The 19,544-nt window shown below is 73.7% G+C and carries 11 protein-coding genes; 5 read left to right on the forward strand and 6 right to left on the reverse strand.

Annotation, left to right across the window (positions count from 1 at the left end):
• Positions 1-5 precede the first annotated feature (5 nt).
• From ACWED2_RS23390 to ACWED2_RS23410, 5 genes are read right to left on the reverse strand one after another with little or no spacing between them, the layout of a single operon-like run.
• Positions 6-1,175, reverse strand: coding sequence for a glycosyltransferase (locus ACWED2_RS23390; RefSeq protein WP_449692610.1), 1,170 nt, complete (start codon positions 1,173-1,175; stop codon positions 6-8).
• Positions 1,175-1,984, reverse strand: coding sequence for an alpha/beta fold hydrolase (locus ACWED2_RS23395; protein ID WP_449692611.1), 810 nt, complete (start codon positions 1,982-1,984; stop codon positions 1,175-1,177). Before ACWED2_RS23395 ends, ACWED2_RS23390 begins: the two co-directional genes overlap by 1 nt.
• Positions 1,981-2,286 carry an acyl carrier protein gene (locus ACWED2_RS23400; protein WP_449692612.1) on the reverse strand — a complete coding sequence of 102 codons (306 nt, stop codon included), beginning with the start codon at positions 2,284-2,286 and terminating at the stop codon, positions 1,981-1,983. The genes ACWED2_RS23395 and ACWED2_RS23400 overlap by 4 nt, the downstream gene beginning before the upstream one ends.
• A complete protein-coding gene (locus tag ACWED2_RS23405) occupies positions 2,283-6,608 on the reverse strand; it encodes a beta-ketoacyl synthase N-terminal-like domain-containing protein (RefSeq protein ID WP_449692613.1) in 4,326 nt (1,441 codons plus the stop codon). The genes ACWED2_RS23400 and ACWED2_RS23405 overlap by 4 nt, the downstream gene beginning before the upstream one ends.
• 5 nt (positions 6,609-6,613) lie before the next feature.
• Entirely contained in the window at positions 6,614-13,462 is a 6,849-nt protein-coding gene (locus ACWED2_RS23410) for an SDR family NAD(P)-dependent oxidoreductase (protein ID WP_449692614.1), read from the reverse strand.
• A gap of 466 nt (positions 13,463-13,928) precedes the next feature.
• On the opposite strand from ACWED2_RS23410, the gene ACWED2_RS23415 reads away from it, so the two are divergent.
• The 3 genes from ACWED2_RS23415 to ACWED2_RS23425 all read left to right on the forward strand — a co-directional run bounded on the left by ACWED2_RS23415 (position 13,929) and on the right by ACWED2_RS23425 (position 15,952).
• Positions 13,929-14,102, forward strand: coding sequence for a hypothetical protein (locus tag ACWED2_RS23415; RefSeq protein ID WP_449692615.1), 174 nt, complete (start codon positions 13,929-13,931; stop codon positions 14,100-14,102).
• Positions 14,103-14,228: 126 nt separating this feature from the next.
• Positions 14,229-15,338 (forward strand): threonine synthase, encoded by a 1,110-nt coding sequence (locus ACWED2_RS23420; protein WP_449692616.1) that lies wholly within the window; start codon positions 14,229-14,231, stop codon positions 15,336-15,338.
• On the forward strand, positions 15,335-15,952 hold the full coding sequence (locus tag ACWED2_RS23425; RefSeq protein ID WP_449692617.1) for a helix-turn-helix transcriptional regulator: 618 nt from the start codon (positions 15,335-15,337) through the stop codon (positions 15,950-15,952). The genes ACWED2_RS23420 and ACWED2_RS23425 overlap by 4 nt, the downstream gene beginning before the upstream one ends.
• Positions 15,953-15,954: 2 nt before the next feature.
• On the opposite strand, the gene ACWED2_RS23430 is transcribed toward ACWED2_RS23425, so the two are convergent.
• Positions 15,955-16,860 carry a glutaminase gene (locus ACWED2_RS23430; protein ID WP_449692618.1) on the reverse strand — a complete coding sequence of 302 codons (906 nt, stop codon included), beginning with the start codon at positions 16,858-16,860 and terminating at the stop codon, positions 15,955-15,957.
• Between the two features lie 161 nt (positions 16,861-17,021).
• On the opposite strand from ACWED2_RS23430, the gene ACWED2_RS23435 reads away from it, so the two are divergent.
• The gene (locus tag ACWED2_RS23435; RefSeq protein WP_449692619.1) at positions 17,022-18,410 is read left to right on the forward strand and encodes an amino acid permease; all 1,389 of its coding nucleotides are present in this window, start codon (positions 17,022-17,024) and stop codon (positions 18,408-18,410) included.
• 36 nt (positions 18,411-18,446) lie between these two features.
• Positions 18,447-19,445 (forward strand): LacI family DNA-binding transcriptional regulator, encoded by a 999-nt coding sequence (locus ACWED2_RS23440; RefSeq protein ID WP_449692620.1) that lies wholly within the window; start codon positions 18,447-18,449, stop codon positions 19,443-19,445.
• The last annotated feature ends 99 nt before the right edge of the window (positions 19,446-19,544 follow it).

The raw sequence follows: 19,544 nt of genomic DNA on the forward strand, positions 1-19,544 counted from the left end.
AGACTTCAGAGCGAAAGGTGCGCCAGGCTTTCCAACGCCAGCTGTTCCAGGTGCCCGGCCGCCGCGGCGCTTCCGCCCGCCGCGCGGAACGACGCCGCCACGGCTTCGGCCGCGCGGCGGTACGACGGTTCCGTCAGTGCTTCCTCGACCGCCGCCGCGATGCGGGGCGCGTCCGCGCGACCGAACCGCAGGCGGATCCCCGCGCCCGCCGCGACCACCTGGGCGGCCACGATGGGCTGGTCGTCGCGGATCGGGGCGACCACCAGCGGCAGGCCGTGCCACAGCGTTTCGCAGACGGTGTTGTGGCCGGCGTGGCAGAGCACCGCGTCGACCCGCGACAGCAGTGGCAGCTGCGGGACCCGCGGCCGCACCAGGACGTTCGGGGGGACCTCGCCGAGCACGCTGCCCGGGTCGGCGATCACCGCGCGCGCGGGCAGCCCGGCGAACGCCTCCGCCGTCGCCGTCAGGAAGCCGGCACCCGCGGTCGTGTTCGCCGTGCCGAGGGAGACCAGCACCGTCGGCCGCAGCGGGTCGAGCCACTCCCACGGGAAGTCCGATGTGGACGGCCGCGCGCCGATGGCGGGCCCGACCAGCCGGACCGACGGCGGCAGCGCGGCCGCGCCGAGCAGTTCGCGGGTGGTGAAGGCGAGGACGCCGTGGGGCGAGAACCGCGGATCGGCCACGCCCCGGCCGCCGGCGATCCGCGTGCGCAGCCCGTCGAGCAGCGCGGCGACCCACTCCCCGACCTTCAGCATCCCGGCGAGGGGGTCGACGAGCTCGGCCGACGTCGTCGCCGACGTGACCCACGGCAGGCCGCGGGCGTCGGCGAGCAGGCCGCCGGCCAGCGCCTGCTGGTCGGCCACCACGACGTGCGGCTCGAAGGCGTCGATCGCCGCGGCCACGCCGGGGGCCATCGCGTCGGCCAGCGGGACGAGGAAGTCCTGCCACAGGAAGCGCAGCGCCGCCGGCCCTTTCAGCTCGGCCGGGCGCTCGGGCTGGTCTCGCGGCACGGCGCACGCGAACACCAGCGCGTCCGGGCCGGCCAGCTGCCACAGCAGTTCGTCGTGGCCCGCCCAGGCGACTTCGTGGCCGCGCGCGGTGAGCTCGGCCGCCACGCCGACGGCCGGGTTGACGTGCCCGACCAGGGGCGGGACGACGAAGAGGAACCGGGCCACTACCGCACCCGCGCCTGCGTGCGCGCGGTGTCGCGGACCCACCCGGAGACCAGCTCGATGACCTCCGCGGTCCGCTCGACCAGCACCGAATGGCCCTGGTCGGGCAGCACGACGGTGCGGCACCCACCCACCAGGTGCGACTCGAAGTGCGGGACCTGCGCCGCCAGCCCCGAGTCGCCGCCGAAGATCGCGAACACCGGGCAGCGCACCGCCGAGAGGTCCGCCGCGATCGTCGCGCTGCGCGGGATGTCCTCGGCGATCGTGGTGGTCTGCAGGATCTTGTTCGCGGCCTTCGACAGCCGTGCGGTGTGCGCGCCGTGGTTCTCGGCGATCCAGCCGATCACCTCGTCGATCGCCAGCCGGGTCTTGGCGTCGGCGAGGCCGTCGGCCATGTGCCGGGTCCACTCCTCGGTCGGCGGTTCGCCTTCGATCACCACGACACTCGCCACCCGGTCCGGCCGCGCGGCCGCCAGCCCGAACGCCACCGACGCGCCGAAGGAGTTGCCGACGACGTGCACCGGCCGGGTGACGTCGCACGCGTCGAGGACCGCGACGAGGTCGTCGACGAACCGCTCCAGGTGGTACCCGGACGACGGCCGCGTCGTGCGGCCGTGCCCGCGCAGGTCGTACATCAGCACGTCGAGCCCGCGCTCGGCGAAGGCGGGGCCGAGCGTGAAGTAGTAACTGGCCAGGCTGTCGGTGAGCAGGCCGTGGACGCACACCACGATCGGCGCGTCCCCGTCCGCCGGCACGTCCGGGGTGAGCCGCTGGACGTGCACGTCCAGCTCGCCCGCGCGGATCCGGCTCACGCCGTCGCCCGCAGGGAGACGACGATGTGGCGGACGAGCTCGCCGACGGTCAGCGCGATGATCTCGTCCAGGTCGCGTTCGGCGATGAAGGTCGCGAAGTTGACGCGGTCGCCGTAGTGCTCGCGCAGCTGCCCGGACAGCGCCACCAGGTCGACGCTCTCCAGTTCGAGGTCGTCGTGGAAGGTCGTGTCCATGGTGATTTCCGTGTCGTCCAGCCCGTACTCCTCGAGCAGCTCCCGCAGCATGCCGCTCAGCTGGGCGAGCACGGTCACCTCGTTCGGGGCCGTGGTCTCGATGCTCATCCGGCAGTCTCCTTCGTCTCTTCGGTCCAGGCGACGACGTAGCGGCGCGGTGGGGCACCCGGCGGGTTTTCGACGTCGGCGCAGCACACGCGGTACGCGCGGCCGGCGACGCGGACGGTCAGCTCGTCCGGGGTCGCCGCGACGACCTCGAAGTCGCGGGGTTCGCCGCGCAGCCCGGTGCCGCGCAGTTTCGCGACGGCCTCCTTCGCGGTCCAGAACCGGGCGAACCACTGCTCCGGGTCGCCGGTCAGGTTCGCGAAGAGCGCCAGCTCGCCGGGGCCGAGCGCGGCCTCCACAGTGGCCTCCGCGCGCGGGACGACCTCTTCGATGTCGATGCCGCACGGCCCGAATCGAGCGATCGAGACCCCGGCTTCGGCGCGGTGCGCCACGGAGATCGTCACCGGCGGCAGCTCCCGGCCGTAGGCGCCGGTCGCGAACGGCCGGCCGGCCTCGTCGTTGCCGATCCGCAGCTCGGCGGGGAACATCTCGGGTTCGCCGCGGGCCCAGAGGAACTGGCGGACGGCGTCCTTGGCCGCGATCCGGCCGAGCAGCCACTGGCGCCGCCCGCGCGGGGGACGGCGGTCGTAGGCGTCGCGCTCGGGGCCGGCGAGGTAGTTGCGCATGATCAGCTCGCGGGTGGCCAGGTCCGGCCACTGCTCGCGCACCAGCGCCCAGCCACCCGGCTGCTCGTGCGACAGCGTCGAGCGCTCGGGCGTGCGGTCGGCCTGGCGGATGTGCGCGGTGCTGTCGAACCGCCGGTCGCGCCAGCCGGTGAACTCCGCCCAGACACCGCCGCGGTGGACGAGCTGCATGTCGGCGTCGAGGAACTCGTCGGTCAGCCCGGTGATCCGGACCAGGCACTCCAGGCGGTCCCCGGGAGCCGGGTGCGGGCCGTGGAACCGGATCTCGCCCATCGCGACCGGGAAGACGGTGGTCCGCTCGGGCAACCGGGACATGATCCAGTAGCCGAGCACCTGGCCGACGTTGTCGAGCAGCGCGCCGGGCGCGGCGGGCGTGGTCAGCACGGCCCGCACGTGCCGTTCGCCGACCGCGGTCAGCTCGGTGACGCCCTGGAACCGCGGACCGTGGAACATCCAGCGCTCGTCGTACAGCTGCGCCGCGGTCGTCTCGGGCACCTGTTCGGCCGACGCCGGGAACCGCCACGGAGCGGGCGCGCCGGCCGGGTACCGCGGAGCGAGTTCCACGACGGCCTGCGAGTAGCCGGCGATGGCCGCGTGCACCCGGTCGGTGCCCTGTGGCCGGACGCGCACCGGCACGGTGACCGCCGGGACCGCGGTGATCCACTGGCTGAGCCGCACGTCGTGCACGGCCACCGCGAGCCGACCGGGCGCGGCCTGCTCGGCGAACCGCATCAGGTGGTCGATCACCGTGGTGGCCGGGACGACCGGCCAGCGGTCACCCGGGTCGGCCTGGGGCGGCTGCTTGAAGAAGCAGTGGTCGAGCAGGTACGGCATCGCCTCGATCGACACGGTGAGCGTGGTGTCCAGCTCCCGTGGCGGCTGAGCTTTCACGGGCAAGCTCCGGCCTGAGCCGTCACTTTCCCGCGAAAGTGACGCGTCGGGGCGGCCGGCGAGGACGGTGGACGCCAGCTCGGCGGTGTCGGCCAGCAGGGCGGCGAACTCCGCCGCGAGCGGGCCCTTCGCGGCCAGGTCGTCCACGCCGGTCCGGCGGGCGGCGGGCAGCGCGATCCGCGCGCGAACCTGTTCGTCGAGCGAGATCAGGCGGCCGCCGAGGTCGAGCTTGACCGCCTTCGGAACGGCCGGGCGCTCGCCGGGCAGGCGGGCGAAGTCGACGTCGTGGCCATCGGTCCACAGCGCGGTCGCGACCCGGCGCAGCTGCGCCAGCCCGGGACGCTGCCCCGAATGCGCCGCCACGACGAGGTGCTCCTCGCCGTGCAGGGTGTCGCCGACCAGGGAGCCCAGCTGGCCGGCGCCCACCTGGACGAACGCGCGGAACCCGGCGTCGTGCAGCGCCCGCACGAGCGGGCGGAACCGCACCGGCTGCAGCAGGTGCCGCACGAACAGCTCGCGGACCTCCGCCTCGTCCGCCGGGTACTCCGACACCGTGGTCGCCGACCAGAGCGGCAGGGCGGGCGGGTGCAGCGTGAAGCGCTCGGCCGCGTCACGGATCGGGTCCAGGTACGGCCGCAGCATCGGGGTGTGGAAGCCGGACCGGAAGGGCAGCACCTGCGCCACGATCCCGGCGTCCCGGAACCGCTGCACGAGCACGCCGACCGCCGCTTCCGGACCGCAGATCATGGCCTGGTTCGGGGAGTTGTCGTGGGACAGGACGACGTCCGTCCGCCCGCCCAGCTCCGCCAGCACCCGCGGCGCGGGCGCGCCGATCGCGGCGAAGGCGAGCCCGGGGACGACGAGCGCATCCGGGTCGAACCCGGCGAGGAAGGCATCGATCTCTTCTTCGGCGTGGACGCCGGCGACGGCCATCGCCGTCCACTCGCCCAGGCTGTGCCCGGCGACGGCGTCCGGCATGACGCCGAGCCGGCCGAGCGCGGCGTGCAGCAGCCTGCCCAGCTCGAACACCGCGGCCCCCTGCCGTCCGACGTCGCCGACCTCGACGTCCGCGTGCTGCCACCGCAGGCCGAAGTGCCGGGCGACGTCGCCGCAGTTCAGCGTGAGCTCCGACTCCAGGCCGGGGAAGAGGAAAGCGATCTTGCCGCCGCCCGGCCCGAGCAGGGGGCGGTCGGTGAACCAGACGTCGTTGCGGCCGCGCCAGGCCCGGCCCCGCGCGAGCACCTTCTTGGCCAGCGCCAGCCGCTTCTCCGTCGGGTCGACGATGCCGAGCCGGACCGGTCCTTCGCCGGTTTCCCGGGTGCCGGGCCGGTCGAACGCTTCGCGCAGCGCCTCGACGGTCGGCGCGGCGAGCCGCAGCACGCGTTCGGGCTCGCGCACCACGGCCGGCTTCGCGCGGCCCGGCGCCTGCTCCAGGACGACGTGGGCGTTGATCCCGCCGAAGCCGAACGCGTTGACCCCGGCCCGGCGCACCGCCGCGTTCCACGGCTCGGCGGCGTCCAAAGTCGAGAATCGGGTGTCCGCCAGCGCCGGATGGGGGTCTTCGCAGTGCAGGGTGGGCAGGAGGACGCCGTGGTGCACGGCCAGTGCCGCCTTGACGAGCCCGGCGATCCCCGCCGCGGGCATCGTGTGGCCGATCATCGACTTGACCGAGCCGAGCACCGCGCTCCCCCGTGCCCCGAAGACCTCGGCGAGGGTGGCGAGTTCCGCCGCGTCGCCGGCCGGGGTCGCGGTGCCGTGCGCCTCCAGCAGGCCGATGGAGTCCGGGGCGGCCGGATCGAGGCCCGCCGCGGCCCACGCCTGGCGGACGGCCCGGACCTGGCCGCCGGAGTCGGGGCTGGCCAGGCTCGCCGTCCGCCCGTCGGAGGCGACGCCGGTGCCGGTGATCACGGCGTAGACGCGGTCACCGTCGCGCTGGGCGTCTTCGAGACGCTTGAGGACGACGACGCCGGTGCCTTCGCCGATCAGCACCCCGTCGGCGTCGCGGTGGAACGGCCGGATCCGCTCGGACGGCGACAGCGCGCCGAGCTGGGTGAACACGCTCCAGAACGTGATGTCGTGGCAGTGGTGCACCCCGCCGGCGAGGACGGCGTCGCACCGGCCGGTGGCCAGCTCCCGCACGGCGTGGTCGACGGCGATCAGCGAGGACGCGCACGCCGCGTCCACCGTGTACGCCGGGCCGCGCAGGTCGAGGCGGTTGGCCAGCCGGGAGGCGGCCAGGTTCGGCACCAGCCCGATCGCGGACTCGGGTGCCTCCGGCCCGAGCTGGTCGGTGAAGGCCTGCCGGACGGCGTCGAGCCGCTCGGCGTCCAGGTCCGGCAGCAGCTCGCCGAGGGTGCGGACGAGCTGGCTCGCGGTGCGGACGCGCTGGTCGAGGCGGACCAGGCCCGGCGTCAGGTAGCCGCCGCGGCCGAGCACCACGCCGACCTTCGCGCGGTCGGCGGGCAGGCGGTCCGGGCCACCCGCGTCCGCGACGGCCTGCGCCGCGACCCGCAGGGCGATCAGCTGGTCGGGCTCGGTGGCGGGCACGGAGTTCGGCATGATCCCGAAGCCGGTGACGTCCACTTCGGCCAGTTCGTCGACGAACCCGCCGCGCCGGCAGTAGAGCCGGTCGGCCCGGCGCTGCTCGTCCGGCGCGTAGTGCGCGAGGTCCCACTTCCCGGGCGGCACGTCGGTGATCGCGTCGACGCCGCCGGTCAGGTTGCGCCAGTAGCTCGCCAGGTCGGGGGCGCCGGGCAGCAGCACCGACATCCCGACAATGGCAACCCGCATGCCGGTCACCACCCGGACGCCGTGTGGACGACGGCGCCGGTGTCCGGACGGCCCCAGGCCAGCTCGCGCAGCAGGCCGAGGGTGCCTTCCTCCGGATCGATCAGCGCGATGCCGCGGCGGGCGTAGTCGCGCATCAGCTCGGGGGTCACCATGCCGTCGTGCTCGCCGGTCGGGGCCCACGGTCCCCAGTGGACGGTCACCGCCCGCCCGGCCGGCCACTGGCGGCCCAGCGTCTCGAGGGCGTCGTTGGCGGCGGCGTAGTCGGACTGGCCGCGGTTGCCGAGCGCAGCGGCGATGCTGCCGAAGAGGACCACGAACGCCGGCTCGTCGGGCAGGTCGGCGGTCGCCTCCAGGAGGGTGCGGGCGCCGTCGACCTTCGTGCCGTACACGCGCTCGAACGACTCCGGCGTCTTCTCGGCGACGAGCTTGTCCTCGATGACGCCGGCCGCGTAGACGATGCCGTCGAGCCGGCCGTGCTCGGCGTGGATCTCCTTGACCGCGCGGTGCACGGCTTCGGCGTCGAGCATGTCGACCGATTGGTAGCGCACCGGGCTGCCGAGCGCTTCGAGCTTGGCCAGGGTTTGCCGGACTTCGCGTTCACCCAGGATCCGGCGGACGGTCCGTTCGATTTCGGCGGGGCTCTTCAGCCCGGCCTCGATGAGCGCCGCGCGGAGGTCCTTGGCCGTCTTGGCCGCAGGGTGTTCGTCCTCGGCCGCGGGCACCGGGGTGCGGCCGAGCAGCTCGATCCGGCAGCGGACGGCCGCGGCCAGGGTGGTGGCGAACCGGGCGGTGATGCCCCTGGCGCCCCCGACGAGCAGGACGACCGAGTCGCGGTGGAGGCCGATCGCCGTGGCTTCGGCGGCGCCGTCACCCGCCGGGCCCGCGCCGCTGCTGCCGAGCGGGCCGAGGTCCAGCTCGGTCATCCGGAAGCCGGTCCGGCGCTCGCCGGCACGAACGACGACGGGTTCGGAGTCCACAGTGGACAGCTCCTGGACCAGCGCGGCGGCTTGGTCTCCGGCCGGTTCGTCCGGGGACAGCTCGACCACGCGGGTGAGGGTGGCGGGGTATTCGCGGGCGAGGCTGCGGTGGAACCCGCGCAGGCCCTCGCCGGGCCCGGCGGTCAGCAGCCAGGCCGGCCGCGTCGCAAGGGCGGCTTGGTACTGCGGGAAGGCGGCGGGCAGCACGGTCCCCGCCAGGAACAGGACACCGTCGAACCCGGCGCGGACCTCGTCGGCGACCTCGGCCGACGCACCCAGCCCGGTGAGCCGGCCTCGAACGGCCTCGGCGAGCGGCCCACGGCCGACGAGCAGGAACTTCCGCCCGGCGACATCGGGAGCCTCGGCCGGCGAAAGCTCGGTTTCGGCCATCACCAGGCGTTTCGGCGCAACGATGAGCGGCGCGGGCTCGGCTGGGCGGTGGGTTTCGAGCGCGGCCGGAGCCGACGGCTCGGGCGAGCTCTGCCCGAGGGGCACCGCCGGCACCGGTTCCGGCGAGAGCTCGGGGGATGCGCCCGGCCCCGCCCCACCGACCAGCTCGGCGATCGCCGCGGCGGTGCGAGCCTTGGCGAACTCCTCCACGTCACCGCCGGCCAGCCCCAGACGCGATGCCAGCTCGCCCGCGATCTCGGCCCGCTTGATCGAATCCACGCTCAGGTCGGCTTCCAGATCGAGGTCCGGCTCGATCATCTCCACCGGATACCCGGTCCGCTCCCCGATCACCGCCACCACGGTCTCCAGCACCGAGGCCACCGGCGCCACCTCGGCGGGTTCCTCGCCGATCAATTGCGCGATCGCCGCGGCGGTGCGAGCCTTGGCGAACTCCTCCACGTCACCGCCGACCAGCCCCAGACGCGACGCCAGCTCACCCGCGATCTCCGCCCGCTTGATCGAATCCACGCTCAGGTCGGCTTCCAGATCGAGGTCCGGCTCGATCATCTCCACCGGATACCCGGTCCGCTCCCCGATCACCTCGACCACCAGGTCGAGCACCGAGGCCGTTTTCGGCGCCGCGACCGGCACCACGGTGGGTTGCTCGATGACCGGCACCGTGATCGGCGCCCGGACTTCCGCGGGCGCGTCGGTGCCGAGGAAGCCCAGGAGCACGTCCCGCTGCGCCGCGATCATCTCGCGGCTGGTGCGCAGGAAGTCCGCGACCATCGCCTCCGAGGTCGCCGCGGCGGGCGCCGCCGTCGACAGGCCGAGCGAGACCCGCTCCGCCGGGCGGAGGGCGCCCGCCGGGATCGTGCCGTCCGCCGCGCGCAGCAAGTGGCCGTCGACCGTCCACCCCGGACGCTTCGGCCGTGGCGCGGCGGAGGCGTCCACCGCGTCCCGGCCGCGGAACAACCAGCCCGTCTCGACGGGCACCCCGGACACCGCCAGCTGGGCCAGCGCGCCGAGGAACCCCGGCAAGCCGCGGCGGCCCGGCTGTTCGAACCCGACCGTCCGGTGCGGCCGGTCACCGAGGATGGCGGCGACCTGCCTGGCCAGCACGGCCCCGGGCCCGGCCTCGACGAACACGCGCGCCCCGGCCGCGTACATCGCCTCGACCTGCTCCACGAACCGGACCGGCGCGCCCAGCTGGGCGGCCAGCTCGCCGCGGATCGCGTCCGGCGAATCCGGGTACGGCCCGGCCGTCCGGTTGCCGTACACCGGGACCGCGGGCGGCACGACGCCGATCGCGTCCAGGGCCCGGCCGAACGCCTCCCCGGCCGGTGCCACCAGGGAGCTGTGGAACGCGCACGCGACCTGGATCCGCTTCGCGCCGAGCCCGGCGGCGCGCAGGTGCCCGACCGCGGCTTCGACGTCGGCGGTGGGCCCGGAGATCACCGTCTGCTTGGGCGAGTTGTGGTTGGCCAGCACGACCGTGCCGAGCCCCGCGTCGGCGAGGACCTTCCCCGTCTGCGCGGCGCCCGCCGAGACCGCGGCCATCGCGCCCGGGTCGTCCGGCGGCACCGCGTCGGCGATCGCCCCGGCCCGGGCGTGGCTGGCGTGCAGCAGGGCTTCCGGGGTGAACGCCCCGGCCGCCGCCAGCGCCGTCAGTTCGCCGTAGCTGTGGCCGCCGAGCATCGCGGGCCGCAGGCCGGCGCGGCTCAGCAGCCGGAACGCGGCCAGGCCGGTGATGCCGAGCGCGGGCTGGGCGACGCGGGTGTCGGTGACCCGCTCGGCCAGCGCCTGCCGCGCCGGCTCCCCGAACACCGCCGGACCGAAGACGACCTCGGCCGTCGCCGGGTCCAGGCGCAGGTAGCGCTGCAGCTCCGGGAAGGCGACGAACAGCTCGGCGAACATCCCCGGCCGCTGGCTGCCCTGACCGGGGAACAGCACCGCGACGGCACCGGGTTCGTCCGCGCCGACGCGGAACACGCCCTGGACGTCCTGCCCGGCCAGCGCCTGCCGCAGCAGCCCGGCCAGCTCGTCCACAGTGGACGCGACGACGGCGAGCCGGATCCGCCCGCCCGCGGCTTCGGCCCGCCGGGACGCGGCGAGGGCGAGGTCCCGCAGCCGCCACGGCTCCCGGCCCGCCGGGACGTCGGTGGCCAGTTCGAGCAGGGCTCGCGCCGCGGTCTCCGTCGTGAAGGTGAACAGCTCCGCGGGCCATTCGTCCGCGGTCTGCGCGGGCGGGACGCCGTCGTGGGCGGCGAGCACCACGTGGAAGTTGGTGCCGCCGAAGCCGAACGCGCTGACCCCGGCGAGCCGCTCGGCCGGCGGCGCGGTCCAGGGCTGCGCGGCCGACTGGAACACGAACGGGCTGGTCTCGGGGTCCCACGCCGGGTTCGGTGCCGAGAGGTGCAGCGTCGGCGGCTTGACGCCGGTGTGCACGGAGAGGGCGGCCTTGATCAGCCCGGCCAGGCCCGCGGCGCACTTGGTGTGGCCGATCTGCGACTTCACCGAGCCGATCGTGCACGCGCCGGGTGCGGCGCCGGCCTCGGTGAACACCTTCGTCAGGGTGCCCAGTTCGGTCCGGTCGCCGACGACGGTGCCGGTGCCGTGCGCCTCGACCAGCCCGACGCGCGCGGGCGAGACGCCGGCGTTGCGGTAGGCGCGGGTCAGCGCGGTGTGCTGGCCCTCGGGCCGCGGTGCCGTCAGCCCCAGTGCGCGGCCGTCCGAAGCCGCGCCGACGCCCTTGATCACGGCGTACACCCGGTCGCCGTCGCGTTCGGCGTCGGCCAGGCGTTTCAGGGCGATGCAGGCGACGCCTTCGCCGAGCGCGATGCCGTCGGCCGCGCTGTCGAACGTGGCCGACCGGCCGGTCGGCGAGAGGGCGTGCGCCGAGGCGAACAGGAGGTAGTCGTTGATGCCGTTGTGCAGGTCGGCGCCGCCGCAGAGGACGAGGTCGCTGGTGCCGGCGGTCAGTTCCTTGCAGGCGACGTCGACCGCGGTCAGCGAGGAGGCGCACGCGGCGTCCACGGTGTAGTTGGCCCCGCCCAGGTCGAGGCGGTTGGCGATCCGCCCGGCGATGACGTTGGCGAGCACGCCCGGGAAGGAGTCCTCGGTGATCCGCGGCAGCCGTTCGTCCAGTTCGGCCGGGAGTTCGCCCAGGTAGGACGGCAGCACGCTGCGCAGGGTCATCGCGTTCGACAGGTCGCTGCCCGCTTCGGCGCCGAACACCACCGACGTGCGGGCGCGGTCGAACGCGCGGTCGGCGTACCCCGCGTCGGCCAGCGCGCGGTGCGCGGCCTCCAGCGCCAGCAGCTGCACGGGTTCGATACTGGCCAGCGACGACGGCGGGATGCCGTACTTCAGCGGGTCGAAGCCGATTTCCGGGAGAAACCCGCCCCAGCGCGACGGCGTCCGCTCCCCCTGTCCCTCGGGGTCGTAGTACAGCGAGGTGTCCCAGCGCTGCGGGGGCACCTCGGTGACCGCATCGGTGCCGGCCAGGACGTTCGCCCAGAACGCGGCCAGGTCGGGGGCCTGCGGGAACATGCAGGCCATGCCGACGATGGCGATGTCCAGCGGCTCGGGCGCGAGCGGTTCGGTCTCGGCGCCGCCGAACTCGGCGGCCCGCGCCCGCAGGAACGCGTTCGCCCCCTCGCCGACCGCGGTGTGCAGGTCGGCGATCGTGGTGACGGCCGAGCGCAGCACGGCGACCTCGCCCGCCATGAACATGCCTTCGGCCAGCTGGCGGTCTTCGCCGACGTCCCGCAGCTCGGCGCCGACGCGCTCGATGCCCTTGCTCGCCAGGCGGAGCCGCCCGACGTTGAGCGTCTCCAGCTGCTCCCAGGCGTCGCGGCTCGGCACGCCGCGCTCGGCGAGGTCCGCCTTGATCGCCGCGTACTCCTCGGTGAACGGGCTGCGCACGCAGCGGGTGGCGTGCCCCGGCGCGGTTTCGAGGAGATCGGTGTGCTCGGCTTCGAGGAGGCTGCGCTGGAAGAGCGGGAGCACGGCGCCCGCGTCGACGGCTTCGCGCGTGAAGAGGTAGGCGGTGCCCATCAGCACCCCGATCGCCGCTCCGCGCGCGGCCACCGGGGCGGCGAGGGCGGCCACCATCGCGGCCGAGCGCTCGTCGTGGATGCCGCCGGCGAACAGCAGCTGCAGGTCGGTGGCGGCGTCCGGCGTGGCTTCGAGGAAGTCGGCCAGGACGCCGAGCTGGGCCTCCCACAGGGGGAAGCTGGTGCGTGGGCCGACGTGGCCACCGCATTCCGAGCCTTCGAAGACGAACTTGCGGGCGCCGGCTTCGAGGAACTGCTTCAGCAGTCCCGGCGACGGCACGTGCAGGAAGGTGGCGATGCCGGCCTCTTCCAGCACCACCGCCTGGGCGGGCCGGCCGCCGGCGATGATCGCGTGCGTCGGCCGGAGTTCGCGGATGACCGCCAGCTGCGCGGCCTTGACGTCGTCGGCGGCGAAGCCGAGGACACCCACGCCCCAGGGCGCGTCGCCGACGGCCGCGCGGGTTCGTTCCAGCACGTCGCGGGTCTGTTCGGGGCCGGACAGGGCCAGCGCGATGAACGGCAGCGCGCCACCGGCGGCGACCTCGGCCGCGAAGGCGGGCTGGTCGCTGACCCGGGTCATCGGGCCCTGGGCGACCGGCAGCGCCGTGCCGAGCGCGCGGCTGCCCGCGCTGCCCGGGCCCAGCACCGCGTCCGGCAGGCGCAAGGCCTCGCCGACGGCGTCGGCCAGGCCGCGCACCGCCGCGGTCACCGTGCCCCAGCGGTCGCGGAACCGGGTGGCGAGGAAGACGTCCTGACCGGCTTCGAGCGGTTCGGTACCCCGCCGGGCCAGCACGCGGACGCCGTCGGCGACGGTCGTCTCCGAGCCGTCGAGGCCGGTGAGGGCGGTGGTGAGCGCCGACGGGAGTTCGGCTTCCGGCAGCAGGGCGAGCTGGGTGTCGACGACGACGCCGGCCGCGCCACCGGCGACGGCGGCCGCGGCGGTGTGCGGGCCGATGCCGCCCGCCGCCCACACCGGGACGCCCGGGCCGTCTTCGGCAAGCAGGGCCTGCAGCAGCACGAAGGTGCTCAGTTCCCCGACCGGCCCACCGCATTCGTGCCCGCGGGCGATCAGGCCGTGGGCACCCGCGGCGACCGCCCGGACGGCCGCCGCACGGGAAGTGACCTCCGCGAGCACCCGACGGCCCGGGAAGTCCTGCGGCGTGCATTCGGCGCCTTCGGTCAGCAGCACGGTGGTCACCGCGTCGGGCAGGTCCGCCGGCCCCGCCAGCCGGACCCCGAACGCCGGGACACCCCATTCGCCGAGCAGCGCGAGCTCGTCGGCGGCCGAGGCGCCACCGGCGGTGAGGTCGAGCACGCCGAGCCCGCCTCCCCGCGCGGCGGCGGCGACCCCGCGCGCCGACGGCCATCGCAGCGGCGACACGGCGACGACCAGCCCGGCCGGCACGGAGTCGTCTTTCGAGAGACGCATGGGAACTCCCGCTACGCACGAAAGGGTGAAGGGTAACGGGGTGTACTTAAGCGGGTTCCTTCCGTGCCGTCAACAACCCACCACGATTTCGTAGCTAAGGTTCAGAAAATTCGGGAGCGACCAGGCTGACGGCGCAAGAATTTAACGTCGCCGTCACGTTCCCCGCCGCCACCGGGTGCCACCATTGCCCATCCGCACCGCGGTGGACCCGTTCGGCAGCGTGGTCCACCCGACGTGCACCGCCGGACGGCGCAAGCCATCCCGCCTGGTGGACGCGCGGTCGTTCGCCGGTCCGGGCCACGCCGTCCGTCGGGTCCGGTGTTTCCCGGTACCCCCGGCGCTTATCCCACCGGTAAAGCAGACGGGCGAATACGTTCACTTCACCGATCCGTGCACCCCGCTCTTCACGCATTGTTTCCCGCGATTTACGCACACCTTTCCCGAGTGTCACAAGAATCGCCGAGAAATGCGCTCGACCCTCCCCGGCGGGTTACGCAAGTCCACTGTGGATGGGCGGTTCGCCGGGGTTCTCGGTGCTCACAAGACCACGAACGTGGACGTCAGTGCCCACCCGCCGGCCGCCGGGCACGACGCGCGGTATTGGGGCCACCACCAGCGGTACGCCGGCCGACCCCGGTGATCGTTATTTTCCGTCTCCGCGTTACAACCTTTTCCTGAGAAGAAGCTGAAGACATTTCGCATACTCGGGAGTAGCACTAGACAGTACGTCTAAGCTTGGACTGTTCGTCCACATCTGGAGGTGACGGTGGAGTACTGGTACACCGACGAGCGGTCGGGGACCCGCTACCCCGGTGACCCCCGGCGCTGGCGGGGTGACGACGGTGCCCCGCTCACCGTCGCCGCCGGGCCCGGCCTGCACCGGGAGGACGTCGACACGGCCGTCCGCTCGCTCTGGCGCTACCGGGCCGCGCTGCCCGGCGACCTCCGCCCGGTCTCGCTCGGGGAAGGCTGCACCCCGCTCGTCCCGCAGGCGTGGGACGGCACCGAGGTCCGGTTCAAGCTCGAGTGGTTCAGCCCGACCGGCAGCTTCAAGGACCGCGGCTCCAGCGTCATGGTGTCCGCACTGGCCGGTGCCGGGGTGCGCGAGCTGCTGGAGGACAGTTCCGGCAACGGCGGCTCGTCGGTGGCGGCCTACAGCGCCGCGGCCGGGATCTCGGCGACCGTCCTCGCTCCGGCGGGAACGTCACCGGCGAAGGTGCTGCAGACCCGCGCGTACGGCGCGACCGTCGAGCTGGTCCCCGACACCCGCGACGACACCGCCGCCGAGGCCGTCCGCCGCTCGGACCGCACCACCTACGCCAGCCACAACTGGCACCCGTTCTTCCTGCAGGGCACCAAGACCCTCGCGTACGAGCTGTGGGAAGACCTCGGCTTCCGCGCGCCGGACGCCGTCGTCACCGTGGCCGGTGCGGGCAGCATCGTGCTGGGCTGCGACCTCGGGTTCGAGGAGCTCTTCAAAGCCGGGTCCATCGCGCGCCGCCCGCGCCTGCTCGTCGCTCAGCCACGCAACTGCTCCCCCATCGACGCGGCTTTCCACGATCGCCGGCCGCCCGGGTTCGCCCCGACCGTCGCGGAGGGCACGGCGATCCGCCGTCCGGTGCGGCTGCCGGAGGTCGTCGCGGCCATCCGGCGCTCGGGCGGCGACACCGCGGCGATCGACGAAGCCGCCATCGCCGCGGCCGCCCGCCGCCTGGCGTCCCTCGGCCTGTACGCGGAGCCGACCAGCGCGACGGCCGCGGCGGCGATCGACGTCTTCCGCGCACGCGGAGCCATCCGGCCCGGCGAGACCACGGTGGTCGTGCTCACCGGCTCCGGCCTCAAGGCGGCGGACAAGCTGCGGGAGCTGATCGGATGACCGAGGACGAGCTGCTGCTGCGCGAGGCCGCGAAGATCGCCCACGCCGTCGGCCGGATGTTCCCGGGCCTGTGCGAGGTGGTGCTGCACGACCTGCGCGACCCGGCCCACGCGGTACGCGCGATCGAGGGCGGCCTGTCCGGCCGCGCGGTCGGCGACCCGGCCACCGAGCTGGGCCTGGCCCGGATCGCCGATCCGGCGTTCCCGGACGTGCTGCAGAACTACCCGAACCGCTTCCCGGACGGCCGGCCCGCGAAGAGCACGTCGATCGGCCTCCGCAACTCGAGCGGCGAGTACGTCGCGGCACTGTGCCTCAACCTCGACGTGTCCCTGCTCGGCTCGGCGGCCCACGCGCTGACCCGCCTCGCCGCCGCCGACGAGCCGGCCCCGCTCACCGAATCCCTCCGCGCCCGGACGGCCGACGAGCTGCGAGCCCTGGTCGAGGACCACGCGGCCGAGCGCGGCCACACCCCACGCAGTCTCCCGGCGGCGGCGAAGAAGGACCTGGTGCGGTTACTGAAGGAGCGAGGGTTCCTGGAGCTGAAGAACGCGGTACCGGTGCTGACCGACCTGCTCGGGATCTCGCGGGCCACCGTCTACAACTACCTGCGCTGAGGTCAGAAGATCGACCAGCCGGTCAGCGTGGTGAACCGGTCCAGCGCGGCGACCCCGGCGACGGAGTTGCCACGCGCGTCCAGCCCCGGGCTCCACACGCACACCGCGCAGCGGCCCGGGACGATCGCCACGATGCCGCCGCCCACGCCGCTCTTGCCCGGCAGCCCCACGCGGTAGGCGAACTCGCCCGCCGCGTCGTACGTTCCGCACGTCAGCATCACCGCGTTGATGCGCTTCGCCGCGCTCAGCCCGAGCAGGCGCGAGCCGTCGTTGCGGATGCCGTGGCGGGCCAGGAACAACGCCGACCGGGCGATGTCGGCGCAGCTCATCGCGATCGAACACTGGCGGACGTACTGGTCGAGCACCGACGGCACCGGGTGGCGCATGTTGCCGTAGGAGGCCATGAAGTACGCGAGGGCGCGGTTGCGGTCGGCGTGCCCCGCCTCCGACGCCGCCACCTCGGGGTCCACCGCGATCCCCGGCCGCCCGCTCTCCTGCCGGAGGAACGCGAGCAGTGCCTCCGCCGCGTCGCCGTGGCGGGCGAGTTCGTCGGTCACCACCAGCGCGCCCGCGTTGATGAACGGGTTCCGGGGAATGCCGTCCTCGTGTTCCAGCTGCACCAGCGAATTGAACGGGTCACCCGACGGTTCGCGGCCGACCCGCGCCCACACGCCGTCGCCGCGCGAAAGGGTCAGGGCCAGGGTGAACACTTTGGACATGCTCTGCACCGAGAACGGGTGCTCCCAGTCGCCGACGCCGTGCACCGCACCGTCCACTTCGGCCACCGCCATGCCGAACCGCCCCGGCTCGACCCTGGCCAGCGCGGGAATGTAGTCCGCGACGGCGCCGCGGCCGACGTCGGACGCGACGTCGTCGGCTATCCGGTCCAGCAGCGCCGCGAGGTCCACGGGCCCGAGCGTAGAACCCGCTCCGGCGCGGGCCGCGGGCACCCCGTGCCAAATCGGATCCGCGGAATAGCGGACGAACTCCGCAGTGATCTCCGGCACACCTTAAGTCTTCCTTAGTCCGCTTGGTGATCTGCTGCACACCGCTCTAGCGTCCGTTGACCATGGATTCCTCGCTGCTCACCGAAAAAGGTGAAAGCTACTCGAAAGCGCTGGGCAACCGCCAAGTGCAGATGATCGCCATCGGCGGCGCGATCGGCGTCGGGCTCTTCCTCGGCGCCGGCGGCAAGCTCCACCAGGTCGGCCCGTCGCTGGTCTTCTCCTACGCGATCTGCGGAATCGCCGCCTACTTCGTGATGCGCGCGCTCGGCGAACTCGTCCTCCACGAGCCCAGCTCCGGCAGTTTCGTCACCTACGCGCGGAAGTTCATCGGGCCGTGGGCCGGCTTCGCCTCCGGCTGGATGTACTGGGTGAACTGGGCGATGACCGGGATCGCCGAGATCACCGCGGTCGCCATCTACGTCCACAAGTGGCTGCCGGACGTGCCGCAGTGGCTCACCGCGCTGATCGCACTGGGCGTTTTGCTGATGGTGAACCTGCTTTCGGTCAAGGTGTTCGGCGAGCTGGAGTTCTGGTTCTCGGTGGTCAAGGTGCTGGCCATCGTCGTCTTCCTGGTCGTCGGCGCCGGCCTGGTGCTGACGAGCGCGGACATCGGCGGCGCGCCCGCCGGCCCGCACAACCTGACCGGCCACAGTGGACTCTTCCCGGCGGGCATCGGCGTCGCGCTGATGACGCTGCAGGCGGTGATCTTCGCCTATTCGGCCATCGAGGTCGTCGGCATCGCGGCCGGCGAAACGAAGAATCCGCGCCAGGTGCTGCCGAAGGCGATCAACGGCGTGGTCTGGCGGATCGGCGTGTTCTACGTCGGCTCGGTGCTGCTGCTGGCGATGCTGCTGCCGTGGCCGTTCTACAGCGGCGACGAGAGCCCGTTCGTCACCGTGTTCAGCCGGCTCGGCATCCCGGGCATCGGCGACGTGATGAACGCGGTCGTCCTGACGGCCGCATTGTCCAGCGTCAACTCCGGTCTCTATTCGACGGGCCGGATCCTGCGTTCGCTGGCCGAAAAGGGCGAAGCGCCGTCGTTCGTCAGCCGGATGAGCCGCCGTCAGGTGCCCTACGGCGGCATCCTCTTCACGTCGGTCGCCTACGTGCTGGGTGTGGTGCTGAACTACCTGGTGCCGAAGGAGGCGTTCGACATCGCCATCGCGATCGCGTCCCTGGGCGTGATCAGCACCTGGGCGACGCTGATCTTCTGCCAGCTGCGGCTGCGCCAGGCCGCCCTGCGCGGCGAGCTGGAGCGCCCGTCGTACCGGATGCCGTGGGCGCCCTACAGCGGCTGGGCGACACTCGCGTTCCTGGCCCTCGTGGTGGTGCTGATGGGCTTCTCCGACGGCGCGGAGAAGATCGCGTTCTCCTCGATCCCGGTGCTCGCGGTGGTCCTGGCGGTGGGCTGGCGCTTCGTGAAGCGCCGCGAACGCACCACGACCGGGTAGCGGGCATACTCGACCTCCGGACGAGGAGGTGGGGCGGTGCCCGGAACCACGGAGCCCCGGCGGGTGACGATCCACGACGTCGCCCGCTCGGCCGGGGTTTCCCGGCAGACGGTGTCACGGGCGCTGAACGACAAGGCCGAGATCGACGGCTCGACCAAGCAGCGCGTCCTGGACGCCGTCCGCGAGCTCGGGTACCGCCCCAGCCGCTTCGCCCGCGGCCTGGTCCGGCCGGACACCACCACGATCGGCCTCGTCGTGCCGGACCTGCTCAACCCGTTCTTCACCGAGGTCGCCTCCGGCGCGCTGGAGGCGGCCCGGTCCCGCGGCTGGCACGTCGTCGTGCACGACACCGCCGACGACCCCGACCAGGAGCTCGCCACGCTGCGGGTGATCGGCGCCCAGGTCGACGCCGTCACCGGCTACTTCGGCCGGTCCGACGACGACCTCGAGCGCCTAACCGCCGGCATCCCGGTCGTCCTGATCGACCGCGAGCCGCGCACCCCGCGGTTCAGCGGTGTCGTGGTCGACGGCGAGGAGGGCGTCCGCGAGGCCGTCGCCCACCTCGTCTCGCGCGGGCACCGGCGGATCGGCATGCTCGACGGCCGCCCGGCCCCGACCGTCCGCCGCCGGTGGTTCCTGCGGGCAGCCGCGGAGTGCGGCGTCCCGGTGCACCCCGGGTGGATCACCGGCGGCGCCCAGACCGTGGACGGCGGTGGCGCGGCGCTGGCCGCCCTGCTCGCCGCCCACCCCGACGTCACCGCCCTCTTCGCCTTCAACGACGTGATGGCCATCGGTGCCCTGCGCGAGGGCCGCCGGTTCGGCCTGCGCGTGCCCGCCGACCTCGCCGTGATCGGGTTCGACGGCCTCGCCCTGGGCACGCTGGTCGAGCCGGAGCTCTCGAGCGTCGCGATCGACACCCGGGCGGTCGGGGCGCTGGCCGTCGAGCAGGCGGCCCGGCTGGTCACCGGCGCGGCACCCCTCGAACCCGCCGACATGATCGTCCGCGCCCGCCTCCACCTGCGCGAATCCGCCTGATCCCTTGACACCCGACCCCGCCGGGAAGCACACTGCGGAGCGGTCCGTGAACGTTCACGGGAACGTTCTCGGGCGCGTGTCGAGCGCGGAAAGGACCCC

It is taken from the genome of Amycolatopsis sp. NPDC005003 (genome assembly GCF_053600695.1).

Coding starts and splice junctions, on each gene's coding strand:
- ACWED2_RS23400 (WP_449692612.1), bottom strand. CDS start 2,286: ATGAGCATCGAGACCACGGCCCCGAACGAGGTGACCGTGCTCGCCCAG.
- ACWED2_RS23405 (WP_449692613.1), bottom strand. CDS start 6,608: ATGCGGGTTGCCATTGTCGGGATGTCGGTGCTGCTGCCCGGCGCCCCC.
- ACWED2_RS23410 (WP_449692614.1), bottom strand. CDS start 13,462: ATGCGTCTCTCGAAAGACGACTCCGTGCCGGCCGGGCTGGTCGTCGCC.
- ACWED2_RS23415 (WP_449692615.1), top strand. CDS start 13,929: ATGCGCTCGACCCTCCCCGGCGGGTTACGCAAGTCCACTGTGGATGGG.
- ACWED2_RS23425 (WP_449692617.1), top strand. CDS start 15,335: ATGACCGAGGACGAGCTGCTGCTGCGCGAGGCCGCGAAGATCGCCCAC.
- ACWED2_RS23435 (WP_449692619.1), top strand. CDS start 17,022: ATGGATTCCTCGCTGCTCACCGAAAAAGGTGAAAGCTACTCGAAAGCG.